Annotated in this window: 12 protein-coding genes; 9 read left to right on the top strand and 3 right to left on the bottom strand. The window is 69.0% G+C overall.

What is annotated here, in order from left to right:
- Positions 1-92: 92 nt before the first annotated feature.
- Entirely contained in the window at positions 93-4,049 is a 3,957-nt protein-coding gene (gene eccCa / locus ACWGI6_RS35950) for a type VII secretion protein EccCa (RefSeq protein WP_453271390.1), read from the bottom strand.
- A 255-nt stretch (positions 4,050-4,304) separates the two neighbouring features.
- Here eccCa and eccD point away from each other — a divergent pair, with 255 nt between their 5' ends.
- The 6 genes from eccD to ACWGI6_RS35980 all read left to right on the top strand — a co-directional run bounded on the left by eccD (position 4,305) and on the right by ACWGI6_RS35980 (position 11,347).
- Positions 4,305-5,768, top strand: coding sequence for a type VII secretion integral membrane protein EccD (gene eccD / locus ACWGI6_RS35955; RefSeq protein WP_453271391.1), 1,464 nt, complete (start codon positions 4,305-4,307; stop codon positions 5,766-5,768).
- Positions 5,769-5,921: 153 nt separating this feature from the next.
- Positions 5,922-6,209 carry a 30S ribosomal protein S15 gene (rpsO, locus tag ACWGI6_RS35960; protein WP_030991941.1) on the top strand — a complete coding sequence of 96 codons (288 nt, stop codon included), beginning with the start codon at positions 5,922-5,924 and terminating at the stop codon, positions 6,207-6,209.
- 293 nt (positions 6,210-6,502) lie between these two features.
- Positions 6,503-8,722, top strand: a complete 2,220-nt coding sequence (locus tag ACWGI6_RS35965; RefSeq protein ID WP_453271392.1) for a polyribonucleotide nucleotidyltransferase — start codon at positions 6,503-6,505, stop codon at positions 8,720-8,722.
- Positions 8,719-10,098 (top strand): M16 family metallopeptidase, encoded by a 1,380-nt coding sequence (locus tag ACWGI6_RS35970; RefSeq protein ID WP_453271393.1) that lies wholly within the window; start codon positions 8,719-8,721, stop codon positions 10,096-10,098. The genes ACWGI6_RS35965 and ACWGI6_RS35970 overlap by 4 nt, the downstream gene beginning before the upstream one ends.
- 35 nt (positions 10,099-10,133) lie before the next feature.
- Positions 10,134-10,886, top strand: a complete 753-nt coding sequence (gene dapB, locus ACWGI6_RS35975) for a 4-hydroxy-tetrahydrodipicolinate reductase (RefSeq protein WP_453271394.1) — start codon at positions 10,134-10,136, stop codon at positions 10,884-10,886.
- Positions 10,887-10,891: 5 nt separating this feature from the next.
- Positions 10,892-11,347 carry a hypothetical protein gene (locus ACWGI6_RS35980; RefSeq protein WP_453271395.1) on the top strand — a complete coding sequence of 152 codons (456 nt, stop codon included), beginning with the start codon at positions 10,892-10,894 and terminating at the stop codon, positions 11,345-11,347.
- 72 nt (positions 11,348-11,419) lie between these two features.
- On the opposite strand, the gene ACWGI6_RS35985 is transcribed toward ACWGI6_RS35980, so the two are convergent.
- Together ACWGI6_RS35985 and ACWGI6_RS35990 are read right to left on the bottom strand one after the other, a co-directional pair.
- A complete protein-coding gene (locus ACWGI6_RS35985; protein ID WP_453271396.1) occupies positions 11,420-11,977 on the bottom strand; it encodes a PH domain-containing protein in 558 nt (185 codons plus the stop codon).
- 101 nt (positions 11,978-12,078) lie between these two features.
- A complete protein-coding gene (locus tag ACWGI6_RS35990; protein WP_159469538.1) occupies positions 12,079-12,318 on the bottom strand; it encodes a hypothetical protein in 240 nt (79 codons plus the stop codon).
- A 232-nt stretch (positions 12,319-12,550) separates the two neighbouring features.
- Between ACWGI6_RS35990 and thyX the strand changes: the two genes are divergently transcribed.
- The 3 genes from thyX (at position 12,551) to ACWGI6_RS36005 (ending at position 16,206) form a co-directional block, all read left to right on the top strand.
- Positions 12,551-13,309, top strand: a complete 759-nt coding sequence (thyX, locus tag ACWGI6_RS35995) for an FAD-dependent thymidylate synthase (protein ID WP_453271397.1) — start codon at positions 12,551-12,553, stop codon at positions 13,307-13,309.
- A gap of 197 nt (positions 13,310-13,506) precedes the next feature.
- Positions 13,507-14,406 carry a 4-hydroxy-tetrahydrodipicolinate synthase gene (gene dapA, locus ACWGI6_RS36000; protein WP_453271398.1) on the top strand — a complete coding sequence of 300 codons (900 nt, stop codon included), beginning with the start codon at positions 13,507-13,509 and terminating at the stop codon, positions 14,404-14,406.
- Between the two features lie 114 nt (positions 14,407-14,520).
- A complete protein-coding gene (locus tag ACWGI6_RS36005; RefSeq protein ID WP_453271399.1) occupies positions 14,521-16,206 on the top strand; it encodes a ribonuclease J in 1,686 nt (561 codons plus the stop codon).
- The last annotated feature ends 127 nt before the right edge of the window (positions 16,207-16,333 follow it).

The following is a 16,333-nucleotide window of genomic DNA, read 5'->3' on the forward strand; positions in this document are numbered from 1 at the left end:
CGCGCGGACGTACCGGGCGCACAGGAAACCGCGGTGGGGCGCCCCTCCTGAGAAGGGCGCCCCACCGCCGTTGTGCGGAAATCCGGTTGTTCCTAGCTGTGCGCCGGCAGCCAGCCCGTCTGGACCAGCTGCGCACCACGCTTGCGCGTGATGAACGTGGCGCGGCCAGGCGTCAGTTGCTGGCCCTTGATGTTGCCCATCAGTGGCCCCTCGGCCGGGTCGGCGGACAGGATCAGACCCTGCGCGCCCAGCTCCTTCGTACGCTGCATCACCGGCTCGAACGACGACCGGCCGGCACCCGAGGAGCTGCGCGCGATGATCAGGCGCAGGCCCAGGTCACGGGCGAACGGCAGGTACTCCAGCAGCGGCTGGAGCGGGTTGCCGCTGCTGGTGGCCACCAGGTCGTAGTCGTCCACGACCACGAACGCGTCCGGCAGGTCGTACCAGCTGCGGTTGCGCAGCTGCTCCGGCGTGACGTCCGGCCCCGGCATCCGTCGGCCCAGCGAACCCGCCAGACCGCTGATGACCTCCTGCAACTGCGGGCCCGCGGCGCAGTATTTGTACAGATGGCTCTCGGGGACCTCGCCGAGCAGCGCGCGCCGGTAGTCGGAGACCACCAGCAGCGCCTTGTCGGACGCGTACCGCTCGGCGATCCGCTTGGTCAGCAGGCGCAGCAGCGACGACTTGCCCGACTCGCTCTCGCCGTAGATGACCAGCAGCGGGTCGGTCTCGAAGTCGATGAACGCCGGCGACAGCGTGGTCTCGTCGACACCGATCGCGATGCCGTGCTCCGGGTAGTCGCTGCCCTTGGGCAGCTCGTTGATGTGGAGCATGGTCGGCAGCATCCGCACCTTGGGGGCGGGCTCGCCCTGCCAGTGCTCGTTGACCGTCGACACCAGGTTGGCGATGCCGTCGGAGACCGTCTCCGGGTCGCTCATGCCGTCCAGACGCGGCAGCGCCGCCAGGAAGTCGAGCTTCTCGGGGGACAGACCGCGACCGGGCTTGCCCATCGGGACGTTCTCCGCGCGCTTGCGGTCGAACTCCGACTCCATCGGGTCACCCAGGCGCAGCTCGACGCGGTTGAGGAGCTGGTCGCGCAGCGCGGGCCGGACCTCGGTGTAGCGCGAGGCGGCGAGGACCAGGTGGACACCGAAACCGAGACCCCGGGCGGCGATGTCCAGGATCACCGGGTCCATCTGCTCGTAGTCGGTCTTGAACGTGCCCCAGCCGTCGATGACCAGGAAGACGTCGCCCCACTTCTGGTCGGGGAAGGCGCCCGCGGCCCGCCGCTGGCGGTAGGTCGCGATCGAGTCGATGCTGTTGGCCCGGAAGAACTCCTCACGCTCGTTGAGGATGCCGACGACCTCGGAGACCGTACGGCGTACCTTCTCGGCGTCCAGACGCGAGGCGACGCCACCGACGTGCGGCAGGCCCTCCATCGTCAGCATGCCGCCGCCGCCGAAGTCGAGGCAGTAGAACTGCACTTCCGACGGGGTGTGGGTAAGCGCGAACGACGCGAGGGCGGAACGGATCAGGGTGGACTTGCCGGACTGCGGACCACCCACGACCAGACCGTGACCGGCACCGGCGGAGAAGTCCAGGTACATCACGTCACGACGCTGCTCGAAGGGCTTGTCAACCAGCGCGACCGGCACCACGAGCTTGCCGAGCGCGGTGTACTCCGCGGCGTGCACGCCCCGCTCGGGCGTGACCGCCAGCGTCGGCAGCAGCTGGTTGACGGTCGGCGCCTCCTCCAGCGGGGGCAGCCACACCTGGTGTGCCGGCGGGCCCTGGCCCTGCATCCGCTGGACCATGACGTCCAGCACGGTGTCGGCGAGCGCGTCGTCGACCTCGGGCTCGGCCGCCTCGACGGCGACCGGCTCCTCGATGATCTGCTCGATGACCGGAGCAGCGGTGAACGGCACCGGCATCCGCATCGACCGGCCGCCGCTGCCGCCCCGACCGCCGCCACCCGGACCGCGGTAGGTACCGGAGACATACGCGGCCTTGAACTGGACCATCGTCTCGGTGTCGTACTTGAGGATGCCGGAACCCGGAACGTTCGGCAGGTGGTACGCGTCCGGCACACCGATCGCGGTGCGCGACTCGGCCGCCGAGAACGTACGCAGACCCAGCCGATAGGACAGGAAGGTGTCCAGGCCGCGCAGCTTGCCCTCTTCCAGACGCTGCGAGGCGAGCAGCATGTGCACACCCATCGATCGGCCGATACGACCGATCTGGATGAACATCTCGATGAAGTCGGGCTTGGCGGCGAGCAGTTCGGAGAACTCGTCGATGATCATCACCAGCGAGGGCAGCGGGTCCAGCGGGGCACCCGCGGCACGCGCCTTCTCGTAGTCGGTGATGTTGGCGTAGTTGCCCGCGGAGCGCAGCAGCTCCTGGCGGCGCTGGAGCTCACCGGTGATCGAGTCGCGCATGCGGTCGATCAGGGTGACGTCCTCACCGAGGTTGGTGATGACCGCCGCGACGTGCGGCATCTCCGACATACCGGTGAAGGTGGCGCCACCCTTGAAGTCCGCAAGGATGAAGTTCAGCGTCTCGGAGGAGTGCGTGACCGCGAGGGCGAGCACCAGGGTGCGCAGCACCTCGGACTTACCGGAACCGGTCGCACCGACACACAGGCCGTGCGGGCCCATGCCCTGCTGCGAGGCTTCCTTGATGTCCAGCATGACCGGCTGGCCGTCACGGTCGACACCGAGCGGGACGCGCAGTCGCTCGGCCAGCGTCCGGGGCCGCCACGTACGCGACACGTCCAGGGCACCGGCGTCGCCGATGTTGAGCAGGTCGGTGAAGTCCATGGAGGACAGCAGCGGATCCTCGCCGTCGGCACCCGAGCCCGCCCGCAGCGGGGCCAGCTGGCGCGCCAGCGCCTCCGACTCGGCGATCGAGAGGGTGTCGCAGACACCGTGGTAGACCGCGCCGCTGGCCGACTCCAGCACCAGCTTGCCCGGCCGCACCTGTACGGCCAGACCGCCGCGGATCTCGTCCAGGTCGCCCGGGACGACCTCCAGGATGGTGACGCCCTGAAGGCCCTCGGCTCCGGCGATCACCGAGTCCATCGGCACCTCGCCGCCGTCCAGCACGACCAGCACGTGCGGGGCATCGGTCACCGGAGTGCCCTGCGGGTTGAACCGCCCGCGGCCGTCCAGGTCCTCCGCCAGCAGCTCCTCGACCTCGCCGAGGTCACCGACGACCAGCCGGCGGGTGCCCGCGCCGTCCGTGGTCGCGTCCTGCACCTGCGGCAGCCACTTCGTCCACTCCCACTCCGCCTGCGCACCGGGCGCGGCGACGACCGCCACCACCAGGTCCTCGGGCGAGTGCAGGGTGCACAGCTGGGCGATGATGGCGCGGGAGGCGCCGTAGACCGTGTCCGGATCGCCGGAGACGGTCAGGTGGTAGAAGGCGCGCAGCGAGACCGCCAGCGGCAGGTTGTCCAACTGCCCGTGCTTGTCGAGGAATTCCTTCATCGCATGCGCGGTGAGCGGCTCCAGCTCGTCGACCGGGGCGGTCTCCGGAGCCCTCAGTGGGGTGGACAGCTGCTGCGGCCCCAGTCCGAGGCGTACCTGCCCGAAGTCGGGGTCGGTCGCCCGTCGTTCCCACACCCGCTTGCCCTCGGCCACGATGGACCACAACTGGCTCGGGTCGGGGTGCGTGAAGAGCTGCGCATCCCGCTGCTTACGCGCGGTACGTCGTACCTCTTTACGCTTCTGCGTAAGGTACTTGAGGTAATCCTGACGCTCCTGGAGCATTTGTCCGGATGGCCCTTGGCGGGCCTTGACGATCTGCACGATCGCCATTGCCAGAGTGGACGCCACCATAAAGCCGCCCATGATTTTCATGAACGGCTGATTGCCCATGAACAAGAATCCTGCCGATGACGCCATACCCATCATGGGCATCAGGGTCATCAGCATGTTCTCTGAATCGCCTTCGCGCGGCAGCTCCGGCGGCGCCTCCAGTGTCACCTCCTCCGAGGGGACTTCGGGTGGCAGCGCGCGGGGCGGGCGCTTGACGATGACAACGCTCACCGAGGCATCAGTCCTTCATGCTTCTCGCAGTCTCGGACCGCCCCCGTTGGATTCGACGGTCCCCCCGAGCCAAGTGCTTGGCCCGAACCAGGCGTTGATCCTACTGTTAAGCGTCAAGTCTCGGGGTGGGTGGGGCAGTCGTCGAATTGGACGATACGCTGACGCCTCGCGAGCGTGCCACGGTCCCGCAGTGACGGCTCTATATATACGGCGCGCGAAGCGACAAAACGCCCAACGGATAGGGGGAACCGCCAGGTGAGCACGAGTACTGGCACCGGCTTTTGCCGGGTCACAGTCGCCGCGCCGGATGCACGGATCGACGTGGCTCTGCCGGAGGACGTCGCACTCGTCGACATTTATCCGGAGATCCTGCGGCTCTCCGGGCAGTCCCAGGCCGAGGGTGCACCGACCGGCTTCCACCTCGTACGCCGCGACGGCACGGTCCTCGACGCCGGGCAATCGCTCGCGCAGCAGCAGATCCTCGACGGCGACCTGCTGCTGCTGAAGCCGTTCGCCGAATCGTTGCCGCTCCCGGTCTTCGACGACGTCTCCGACGCCGTCGCCTCCGCGGTCAAGCGCAACCGCAGCCGCTGGAGCGACGACCTCATGCACACCGTCGGCCTCACGGCCGGTGTGCTGCTGCTCGTCATGATGGCGTTCGCGCTGTGGTTCTCGTACCCCACCGACCGCGATATGCACCGCCTGCCCGGCATCATCGCCGGTGTCGTCGGCATCGTCCTGGTCGCCCTGGCCGGCGTCCGTGCCCGGGTGTACGACGACCACGCCTCCTCCATCGCACTGGGCCTGGCCGCACTGCCGCACCTGCTGATCGCCGGCTCCGGCATCTTCCCGGTCGAAGAGGGCGCCGGCCCCGGTCGGCTGCACCTCCTCGTCGGTTGCGTGACCGTACTGATCGCCTCGGTGCTTCTGGTGGTCCTGCTGCCGCGCGGTGACGCACCCTTCGTCGGCGCCGCGTTCCTCTCCGCCATCGGCACCCTCGCGGTCTTTGCCGCGATCCTGACCGACGCCGCGCCCAGCGAGGTCGCGGCCGTCACCGCCGTCGTCGCCATCGCCATGGTCGCCTGGCTCCCTGGCCTCTCCGCCCGCTTCGCCCGGCTGCCCATCGGCTACAAGTCGCCCGACCAGATCGCCAAGGGCTCCTTCGACAACGGCGGCGAGACCGAGTCCGTCGACTTCGTCAAGATCGCCAACCAGGCCAAGCGCGGGCACGAGCTGCTCCTCGGCCTCGTCGGAGGCTGCGCCGCCCTGGTCGTCGGCTCGGCCGGTGTCGTCCTCGGCTTCTCCGACAACATGTGGGCCCAGCTGCTGGCCATGGCCGCCGGCATCACGATCATGCTGCGCGCCCGGCTCTTCGACTACACCGCGCAGGTCGCCTGCCTGACCATCGCCGGCATCCTGACGATCGTCCTGCTGATCCTGGGCGTCGCGCTGCACCCGCCGCTGGACATCTTCGTCCAGCTCGAGCAGTACCAGGACTCCGGGCCGCTGAACATCCGCACCGTCTGGTTCTCCAGCAGCATCGCGGTGGGCGCCGCCCTCCTGGTCGGCGTCGGCCTGGTCGTCCCGCGCAAGGGCGTCACCCCCTTCTGGGGCCGGCTCTTCGACCTCTTCGACGGTCTGGTCCTGCTGTCGCTCGTGCCGCTGTGCCTGGCGGTCCTGGACATCTACAGCAAGGTGCGCGGCCTCACCGGCAGCTAGCGCATCCGCCTGACCCGGCTACGGCCCCCCGACCACCCGGTCCGGGGGCCGTTTTGCAACTGGTACGCTGTGTGACGGCCCGGACGAGTCATTCAAGATTCCCTGTGAGGTAAACCAGGGGCGCTCACTGGCCGGAACCCTGAGGAGTACCGCGTGTCGCTCGACGCCGCCACGAAGAAGCAGATCATGACCGAGTTCGCCACCAAGGAGGGTGACACCGGCTCCCCCGAGGTCCAGGTCGCGATGCTCTCCCGCCGCATCTCGGACCTGACCGAGCACCTCAAGACCCACAAGCACGACCACCACTCCCGCCGTGGTCTGCTGCTGCTCGTCGGCCAGCGCCGTCGCCTGCTGCAGTACCTGGCGAAGAAGGACATCACGCGCTTCCGTGCGCTGGTCGAGCGCCTGGGCATCCGCCGCGGCGCGGCGGGCGCCAAGTAAGACGCCGTAGAGGGAGCGGTTCCTACCGGGAGCCGCTCCCTTTGCCGTACGCACCGGACACTCACGCCACCTCATGGTGGACGGAAGCTTTGTAGTCTGGTGCCATAACGCAAAACTGAACGCGGTAGGAGCGCCTCCTGGCCGCCGGTCCTCGGTAGTGGCCCCCGGATGATTCATGGACGCCATGTGTCATCACTCCGGGTGCTTCGATCGAAGACCGGCCCGCACCGGCGCTCCACCGAAGACGGTCTGCAGCCATACGGGCTGCAGACGCAGACGAGGAGATATTCCTGGTGGAGAACGAGACCCACTACGCCGAAGCCGTGATCGACAACGGCTCCTTCGGCACCCGCACCATCCGCTTCGAGACGGGCCGCCTGGCCAAGCAGGCCGCCGGCTCCGCCGTGGCGTACCTGGACGACGACACCATGGTGCTGTCGGCCACCTCCGCTTCCAAGACTCCGAAGGACCAGCTGGACTTCTTCCCGCTGACCGTCGACGTCGAGGAGCGGATGTACGCAGCCGGGAAGATCCCCGGCTCCTTCTTCCGCCGTGAGGGTCGCCCCTCCGAGGACGCGATCCTTACCTGCCGGCTGATCGACCGGCCGCTGCGCCCCTCCTTCAAGAAGGGCCTGCGCAACGAGATCCAGATCGTCGAGACGGTCATGGCGCTCAACCCCGACCACCTCTACGACGTGGTCGCCATCAACGCCGCCTCCTGCTCCACGCAGCTCGCGGGCCTGCCCTTCTCCGGCCCGGTCGGCGGCACCCGTGTCGCCCTGATCAACGGCCAGTGGGTGGCGTTCCCGACCCACACCGAGCTCGAGGACGCCGTCTTCGACATGGTCGTGGCCGGCCGCGTCCTCCCGGACGGCGACGTCGCGATCATGATGGTCGAGGCCGAGGCCACCGAGAAGACCATCCAGCTGGTCAAGGACGGCGCCGAGGCCCCGACCGAAGAGGTCGTCGCCGCCGGTCTCGAGGCCGCCAAGCCCTTCATCAAGGTCCTGTGCAAGGCTCAGTCGGACCTCGCCGCCAAGGCCGCCAAGCCCGTCGGTGAGTTCCCGATCTTCCTCGACTACCAGGACGACGTCCTGGAGGCGCTCACCGCCGCGGTCAAGGACGAGCTCTCCCGGGCGCTGACCATCGCCGGCAAGCAGGAGCGCGAGGCCGAGCTGGACCGCGTCAAGGGCGTCGCCGCCGAGAAGCTGCTCCCGCAGTTCGAGGGCCGCGAGAAGGAGATCTCCGCCGCGTACCGTTCGCTGACCAAGAGCCTGGTCCGCGAGCGCGTCATCAAGGAGAAGAAGCGCATCGACGGCCGCGGCGTCACGGACATCCGTACGCTCGCCGCCGAGGTCGAGGCCATCCCGCGGGTGCACGGTTCCGCGCTGTTCGAGCGTGGCGAGACCCAGATCCTGGGCGTCACCACCCTCAACATGCTCCGCATGGAGCAGCAGCTGGACACCCTCTCCCCGGTGACCCGCAAGCGCTACATGCACAACTACAACTTCCCGCCGTACTCCGTCGGTGAGACCGGCCGCGTGGGTGCGCCCAAGCGCCGCGAGATCGGCCACGGTGCGCTCGCCGAGCGCGCCATCGTGCCGGTGCTGCCGACCCGCGAGGAGTTCCCCTACGCGATCCGCCAGGTCTCCGAGGCGCTGGGCTCCAACGGCTCGACGTCCATGGGCTCGGTCTGCGCCTCGACCATGTCGCTGCTGAACGCCGGTGTGCCCCTCAAGGCCCCGGTCGCCGGTATCGCCATGGGCCTGATCTCCCAGGAGATCGACGGCCAGACCCACTACGTCGCCCTCACGGACATCCTCGGTGCGGAGGACGCCTTCGGTGACATGGACTTCAAGGTCGCCGGCACCAAGCAGTTCGTGACCGCGCTGCAGCTCGACACCAAGCTCGACGGCATCCCCGCCTCGGTCCTGGCCGCCGCGCTGAAGCAGGCCCGTGACGCGCGTCTGCACATCCTGGACGTCATGAACGAGGCCATCGACGTCCCGGACGAGATGTCCCCGAACGCCCCGCGGATCATCACCGTCAAGATCCCGGTGGACAAGATCGGTGAGGTCATCGGCCCCAAGGGCAAGATGATCAACCAGATCCAGGAGGACACCGGCGCCGACATCACGATCGAGGACGACGGCACGATCTACATCGGTGCCGCCGACGGTCCGGCCGCCGAGGCCGCCCGCGCCACGATCAACGGCATCGCCAACCCGACCATGCCGGAGGTCGGCGAGCGTTACCTGGGCACGGTCGTCAAGACCACCACCTTCGGTGCGTTCGTCTCCCTGCTCCCGGGCAAGGACGGCCTGCTGCACATCTCGCAGATCCGCAAGCTCGCCGGTGGCAAGCGCGTGGAGAACGTCGAGGACGTGCTCGGTGTGGGTGCCAAGGTCCAGGTCGAGATCGCCGAGATCGACCAGCGCGGCAAGCTCTCCCTGATCCCCGTGATCGAGGAAGAGGACAAGGCCGCGGACGAGAAGGACGACGCCGCCAAGTGACGTCCCGTACGCACACGACGACGGCCCGCACCTCTTCGGAGGGGCGGGCCGTCGCCCGTACCCAAACGCTTCTCAAGGGCACGGCGGGCGCCGGCACGGTCCGCCGGACCACCCTCCCCGGCGGTCTGCGCATCGTCACCGAGACGCTGCCGACGGTCCGCTCCGTCACGTTCGGGATCTGGGCGCACGTCGGCTCCCGCGACGAGACACCGTCGCTCAACGGCGCCACGCACTACCTGGAGCACCTGCTCTTCAAGGGCACCGAGCGGCGCAGCGCACTGGACATCTCCGCGGCCATCGACGCGGTCGGCGGCGAGATGAACGCCTTCACCGCGAAGGAGTACACCTGCTACTACGCGCGGGTGCTGGACACCGATCTGCCGCTCGCCATCGACGTGGTGTGCGACATGCTCACCGGTTCGCTGGTCGAGGCCGAGGACGTGGACGCCGAGCGCGGTGTCATCCTCGAAGAGATCGCGATGACCGAGGACGACCCCGGCGACTGTGTGCACGACCTGTTCGCGCACACCATGCTCGGTGACACCCCGCTCGGCCGCCCCGTCCTGGGCACCGTCGACACCGTCAACGCCCTCACCCCCGAGCGCATCCGCCGCTTCTACAAGAAGCACTACGACCCCACCCACCTCGTCGTCACGGCCGCCGGCAACGTCGACCACGCCAAGGTCGTCCGACAGGTCCGCCGCGCCTTCGAGCAGGCCGGAGCCCTGGACCGGACGGACGCGGTCCCGATCGCGCCACGCTCCGGCACCCGGGCCATCCGGACCGCCGGCCGCGTCGAAATGCTCAACCGCAAGACCGAGCAGGCCCATGTGATCCTCGGGGTGCCCGGGATGGCGCGCACCGACGACCGGCGCTGGGCCATGGGCGTGCTGAACACCGCCCTGGGCGGCGGGATGAGCTCCCGCCTCTTCCAGGAGGTCCGCGAGAAGCGCGGCCTGGCCTACAGCGTGTACTCGTACACCTCCGGCTTCGCCGACTGCGGGCTGTTCGGCGTCTACGCCGGCTGCCGTCCGAGCCAGGTGCAGGACGTCCTCAAGATCTGCCGCGACGAACTCGACCAGGTGGCGTCCCAGGGCCTCACCGACGACGAGATCCGCCGCGCGATCGGACAATTGCGCGGGTCCACCGTCCTCGGCCTGGAGGACACCGGCGCGCTGATGCACCGCCTCGGCAAGAGCGAGCTGTGCTGGGGCGAGCAGATGTCGGTCGACGAGATGCTCACGCGGATCGCGGCCGTCACGCCGGACGAGGTGCGCGAGGTGGCCCGTGAGGTGCTGGGCACCCGCCCGTCGCTGTCCGTCATCGGTCCCCTGAAGGACCGGCAGGCGGCCCGGCTGGACGACGTCGTCGCTTAGCCTCGCTGCGATATCACCGAGAGAGACGGAAAACGATGAGCAAGCTGCGTGTGGCCGTACTGGGAGCCCAGGGACGCATCGGCTCCGAGGCCGTACGGGCCGTCGAGGCCGCCGAGGACATGGAGCTGGTGGCCGGGCTCGGCCGGGGCGACAAGCTGGAGACGCTGGTCGAGGCCGGCGCCCAGGTCGTGGTCGAGCTGACCAACCCCGGCGCGGTGATGGGCAACCTCGACTTCTGTGTGCGTCACGGCATTCACGCGGTGGTCGGGACGACCGGCTGGACCGATGAGCGCCTCGCGCAGCTGCGCACCTCGCTCGCCGCCTCGCCCGGGGTGGGCGTGCTCATCGCCCCGAACTTCTCCATCGGCGCGGTGCTGACCATGCGGTTCGCCCAGCAGGCGGCCCGCTTCTTCGAGTCGGCCGAGATCGTCGAGCTGCACCACCCGAAGAAGGCGGACGCCCCGTCCGGCACCGCCGCCCGCACCGCCCAGCTGATCGCCAAGGCCCGTGAGGAGGCCGGCTGCGCCCCGCAGCCGGACGCCACCACCACCGCCCTGGACGGCGCCCGCGGCGCGGACGTGGACGGCGTCCCCGTGCACTCCGTACGGCTGCGCGGTCTGCTGGCGCACCAGGAGGTGCTCCTCGGCGGGGAGGGCGAGACCCTCACCATCCGCCACGACTCCCTCCACCACAGCAGCTTCATGCCGGGCATCCTGCTCGGCGTGCGCCGCGTGGTCACCGCTCCGGGCCTGACCGTGGGCCTGGAAAACTTCCTCGACCTGGGCTGACGGGCATGGGCGGAAAGATCACGTACTTCTTCCTCGCCACCGTGCTGGTCATCGTCTTCGGTGTGGTGGCGCTGGAGGGCGTACTCCTCCTGATGACCGGCGAACCGGCTGCCATGGGCATGGGCGCGGTGGCTTTCCTGCTGCCGTGCATCGGCGGCTGGTTCCTCTGGCACAACACCCGCTTCGCCCGCGACGCCCACCGGCTGGCGCACGCCCTGGAGGCCGAGGGCGGACTGCCGGCCGACGAGCCGGCGCGGACCCCCGGCGGCCGGATCGACCGGGACGCGGCCGACGCGGTGTTCGCCCGGCGGCAGGCCGAGACGGAGGACGCGCCCGGCGACTGGCGTACGTGGTTCCGGCTCGCGATCGCCTACCACGACGCCCGGGACACCCCGCGCGCCCGTAAGGCGATGCAGCGCGCCATCGCCCTGCACGACGACGAGCCCGTACCGACCGCCTAGAGCCGGTACGGCCGCCCTCGGCCGTACGGACCGGTCCGTACGGGCCCGTTTCGGACCCGGGGCGCCGGAGGCTCAGGCGCGGTACTCCGCCGCCCAGGCCTCCAGTACGTCCGCGGCCCGCTCGAACGCCTCCGGACGGGACAGGAAGTCGCCGTTGTGGTCCGTGAGCAGGGACCGCAGCGGCTCGCCCTGCGTCCGCTCGACGATCAGGGCCTGCCCCTGCACCGTCCGCGGCAGTCCCAGCCAGCGCACCGGCTGCTGGCGCGTACGCACCGAGGCGACGGCGCTCCACGGTTCGGTCGTCGTACGCAGCAGATTCACCTGTCGCAGCCCGTGCGCGCTGACCCACACCCCGACCCGCAACAGCCGTAGGGCGGCCGCGATCATCACCACTCCCACCACCGCACAGGCCGCGGCTCCGGGCAGCGAGCCGGCCATCGCGATGATCATTGCGGAGATCAGCACGAACGAGGCGAGCAGCAAAGACATTGCCGCCGCCCCTACCCGCCACGGTCCGGGGCGGTAGGGACGGCGCCAGTGGTCGGGCTCGTCATGCGGAAGTGCGGCCGAATCCGCGGCACCGGTGTCGAGATCGAGGTCGCGGTCGGCCGTCAGGAAGGGCAGGGGCACGGCTGATCCTCACTCATGGGCACGCTGACTGAAGCTGTGACCGGTGAGGCTATCGGGACCGGCGGAGCGGAACCACTTCGCGGCACGCCCCGCCCGTCCGTTCAGCGATGGGCGGCCTCGGACTGATGCACCCGGCTCGAGCCGGAGCTGTCCTGCTGCAGTGCGGGAACGCCGAACAGCAGGGCGCCGGCCAGGCCACCCACGACTGTCAGCGTGATGAGAGACTGGCCGAGGAGCTGCGCACGAGAGGCGCGCTGCCGCGGCGGGGGAGTGACATTGCTGCGGAACCGGTCTGCCTCGGCAACGAAGGCGAACGGGACGGGCTCTCGCCGGCGGAACATGAGCGGGCTCTCCTAGGAACCTCGAGGTGGGCACTGTCACAGGGTTAGACGTCTGTGGCGTCCGGTTGGTGCCCAATTTCAGGGACTTCTGTGAAAAATATCAACGGCCGCTCCCTGCGCTGCTATGGCGCGCCCGTTTTGCGGCTAACGCGGCATCACGTCGCGTTTCCCGGACTGTCAGTGGCGGGTCGTAGGGTGGTCGCGCACGAGGATCGAACGGAAGGAACCGCCGGTGTCCCACACCCCCGCCGAGAGCACTGAGAGCCCCGACAGTGCAGCCGTCAGCTTCCGGAGCGAGGTGACGGTCGAGCTGGTCAAGCACAGCGCCGCGGACAGCGACGTCCTGTGGGCGGCCCGGGTCTCCACGGCCGGCGAGCAGTCCCTGGAGGAGCTGCAGAAGGACCCGGAGCGCTCCAAGGGCCTGATCAACTACCTCATGCGGGACCGGCACGGCAGCCCCTTCGAGCACAACTCCATGACGTTCTTCATCAGCGCGCCGATCTTCGTCTTCCGCGAGTTCATGCGGCACCGCGTCGGCTGGTCGTACAACGAGGAGTCCGGCCGGTACCGCCGGCTGGAGCCGGTCTTCTACGTCCCCGGTGAGTCCCGCAAGCTCGTCCAGCAGGGCCGCCCCGGGAAGTACGAATTCGTCGAGGGCACCCCGGCGCAGTCCGAGCTCACCGGCCGCGTCATGGAGGACTCCTACCGGCAGGCCTACGAGGCGTACCAGGAGATGCTCGCCGCCGGCGTCGCCCGCGAGGTCGCCCGCGCGGTGCTCCCCGTCGGCCTCTTCTCGTCGATGTACGCCACCTGCAACGCCCGCTCCCTGATGCACTTCCTCGGTCTGCGTACCCAGCACGAGCAGGCGAAGGTGCCCTCCTTCCCGCAGCGCGAGATCGAAATGGTCGGCGAGCGGATGGAGGCCCACTGGGCCGAGCTCATGCCGCTCACGTACGGCGCATTCAATGCGAACGGCCGGATCGCTCCATAAGGCCCAGGTTGCGGGCCGGATACCGGAGCGCGCGGGACAGACGTGCGAGGTGTCCGGATTGCGGCATTTTGAGAAGTTCATCTACGCTGAACAGACGGACCCGGCACTGCTTGAACCCCCGAGCAGGCAGTGCCGGAGTCCACATCCTTGCTCCCCAGAGGCGCAACCCGCGGTGAGCTACGAGTAGCGTGGGACCCATGGCTCCGACTTCCACACCGCAGACCCCCTTCGGGCGGGTGCTGACCGCCATGGTCACGCCGTTCACGCCGGATGGCGCTCTCGATCTCGACGGCGCACAGCGGCTGGCTGCCCACCTGGTGGACGCCGGCAACGACGGCCTCGTTGTCAACGGCACCACCGGAGAGTCCCCGACCACCAGCGATGCGGAGAAAGCCCAGCTGGTCCGCGCCGTGGTCGATGCGGTCGGCGATCGCGCCTTTGTCGTCGCCGGAGCCGGAACCAACGACACCCACCACAGCCTCGAGCTGGCCCGCGCCGCCCAGGACGCCGGCGCCCATGGTCTGCTCGCGGTGACCCCGTATTACAGCAAGCCCCCGCAGGAGGGCCTGCTCCGGCACTTCACGGCCATCGCGGACGCCACCGACCTGCCGGTCATGCTCTACGACATCCCCGGCCGCAGCGGTGTCCCGATCAACACCGAGACCATGGTCCGGCTTGCCGAGCACCCGCGGATCGTCGCCAACAAGGACGCCAAGGGAGACCTCGGCCGCGCCAGCTGGGCCATCGCCCGCTGCGGCCTGGCCTGGTACAGCGGCGACGACATGCTCAACCTCCCGCTGCTCTCGGTCGGCGCCATCGGCTTCGTTTCCGTGGTCGGCCATATCGTGACCCCCGAGCTGCGCGCCCTCCTGGACGCCCACCTCAATGGCGATGTCACCAAGGCCACCGAGATCCACCAGAAGCTGCTGCCCGTCTTCACCGGCATGTTCCGCACCCAGGGCGTCATCACGACCAAGGCCGCCCTCGGCCTCCAGAGCCTGCCCGCCGGCCCGCTGCGGCTGCCGCTCGTGGAGCTCTCCCCCGAGGAGACCGAACAGCTCACGCGCGATCTCGCCGCCGGCGGGGTACAGCTCTGATCACAGACTTCACAACTGAATACGGACCAACAACCGCCACATAGCAAGTGCACGAATGTCATGCGCGCCACGTGCCGTCGACGGCAGCGTGGCGTGTGTGGTGAGGAGAGTCTTTTGAGTCATCCGCATCCTGAGCTCGGCGCCCCGCCGAAGCTTCCCAAGGGTGGCCTGCGTGTCACCCCCCTCGGCGGCCTGGGTGAAATCGGCCGCAACATGACGGTCTTCGAGTACGGCGGCCGGCTGTTGATCGTCGACTGCGGAGTGCTCTTCCCCGAGGAGGAGCAGCCCGGAATCGACCTGATCCTGCCGGACTTCACGTCCATCAGGGATCGCCTCGACGACATCGACGGCATCGTGCTCACCCACGGCCACGAGGACCACATCGGTGGTGTCCCCTATCTCCTGCGCGAGAAGCCGGACATCCCCCTCATCGGTTCGAAGCTGACCCTCGCCCTCATCGAGGCGAAGCTTCAGGAGCACCGCATCCGCCCCTACACCCTTGAGGTGAAGGAGGGGCACACGGAGCGGATCGGCTCCTTCGACTGCGAGTTCGTCGCGGTCAACCACTCCATCCCCGACGCCCTGGCCGTCGCCATCCGCACCCCCGCGGGCATGGTCGTCCACACCGGCGACTTCAAGATGGACCAGCTCCCGCTGGACCGCCGGCTCACCGACCTCCCCGCCTTCGCGCGGCTCGGCGAGGAAGGCATCGACCTTCTCCTCTCCGACTCCACGAACGCCGAGGTCCCGGGCTTCGTCCCGCCCGAGCGGGACATCTCCAACGTGCTGCGCACGGTCTTCGCGAACGCCCAGAAGCGCATCATCGTCGCCAGCTTCGCCAGCCATGTGCACCGCATCCAGCAGATCCTCGACGCCGCCCACGAGTACGGCCGCCGGGTCGCCTTCGTCGGCCGTTCGATGGTCCGCAACATGGGCATCGCCCGCGAACTGGGCTATCTGAAGGTCCCCGCCGGCCTGGTCGTCGACGTCAAGACTCTCGACGATCTCCCCGACGACGAGGTCGTGCTGGTCTGCACGGGTTCCCAGGGCGAGCCGATGGCGGCCCTGTCCCGGATGGCCAATCGTGACCATCAGATTCGGATCGTCCCCGGCGACACGGTGATCCTGGCCTCGTCCCTCATCCCGGGCAACGAGAACGCGGTCTTCCGCGTGATCAACGGCCTCACCAGGTGGGGTGCGCACGTCGTCCACAAGGGCAACGCCAAGGTCCATGTCTCGGGCCACGCCTCGGCCGGCGAGCTGCTGTACTTCTACAACATCTGCAAGCCGAAGAACCTGATGCCGGTGCACGGCGAATGGCGCCACCTGCGGGCCAACGCCGAACTCGGCGCCCTGACGGGTGTCCCCAAGGACCGCATCGTCATCGCCGAGGACGGCGTCGTGGTCGACCTCGTCAAGGGCGTCGCCAAGATCGTCGGCAAGGTCCAGGCGGGCTATGTGTACGTCGACGGCCTCTCGGTCGGCGATGTCACGGAGACCCATCTGAAGGACCGCCGCATCCTGGGCGACGAAGGCATCATCTCGGTCTTCGTCGTCGTGGACGCCAGCAGCGGCAAGATCGTCGGAGGCCCGGACCTGCATGCGCGCGGCTCCGGCATCCAGGACGCAGCTCTGACGGGCGTATCTCCCAAGATCGATGAGGCCCTGGCCAAGGCGGCCCAGGACGGTGTCGCAGACCCGCACCAGCTCCAGCAGCTGATCCGCCGCACGGTCGGCAAGTGGGTGTCGGACAACTACCGCCGTCGCCCGATGATCCTCCCCGTGGTCGTCGAGGTCTGACGCCCAGGACCGCACGAACGTTCAAGTAGGAGCGGGGGGGGCGGCGGTGGGTGCGGGGGCGCCCCCCCCCAAAGGTTGGGGGGCGGCCCGGACGGGGAGCGCCCCCCGCGAGTGGGGTGGGGGCGCC

The sequence above is a fragment of the Streptomyces sp. NPDC054786 genome, assembly GCF_053611685.1.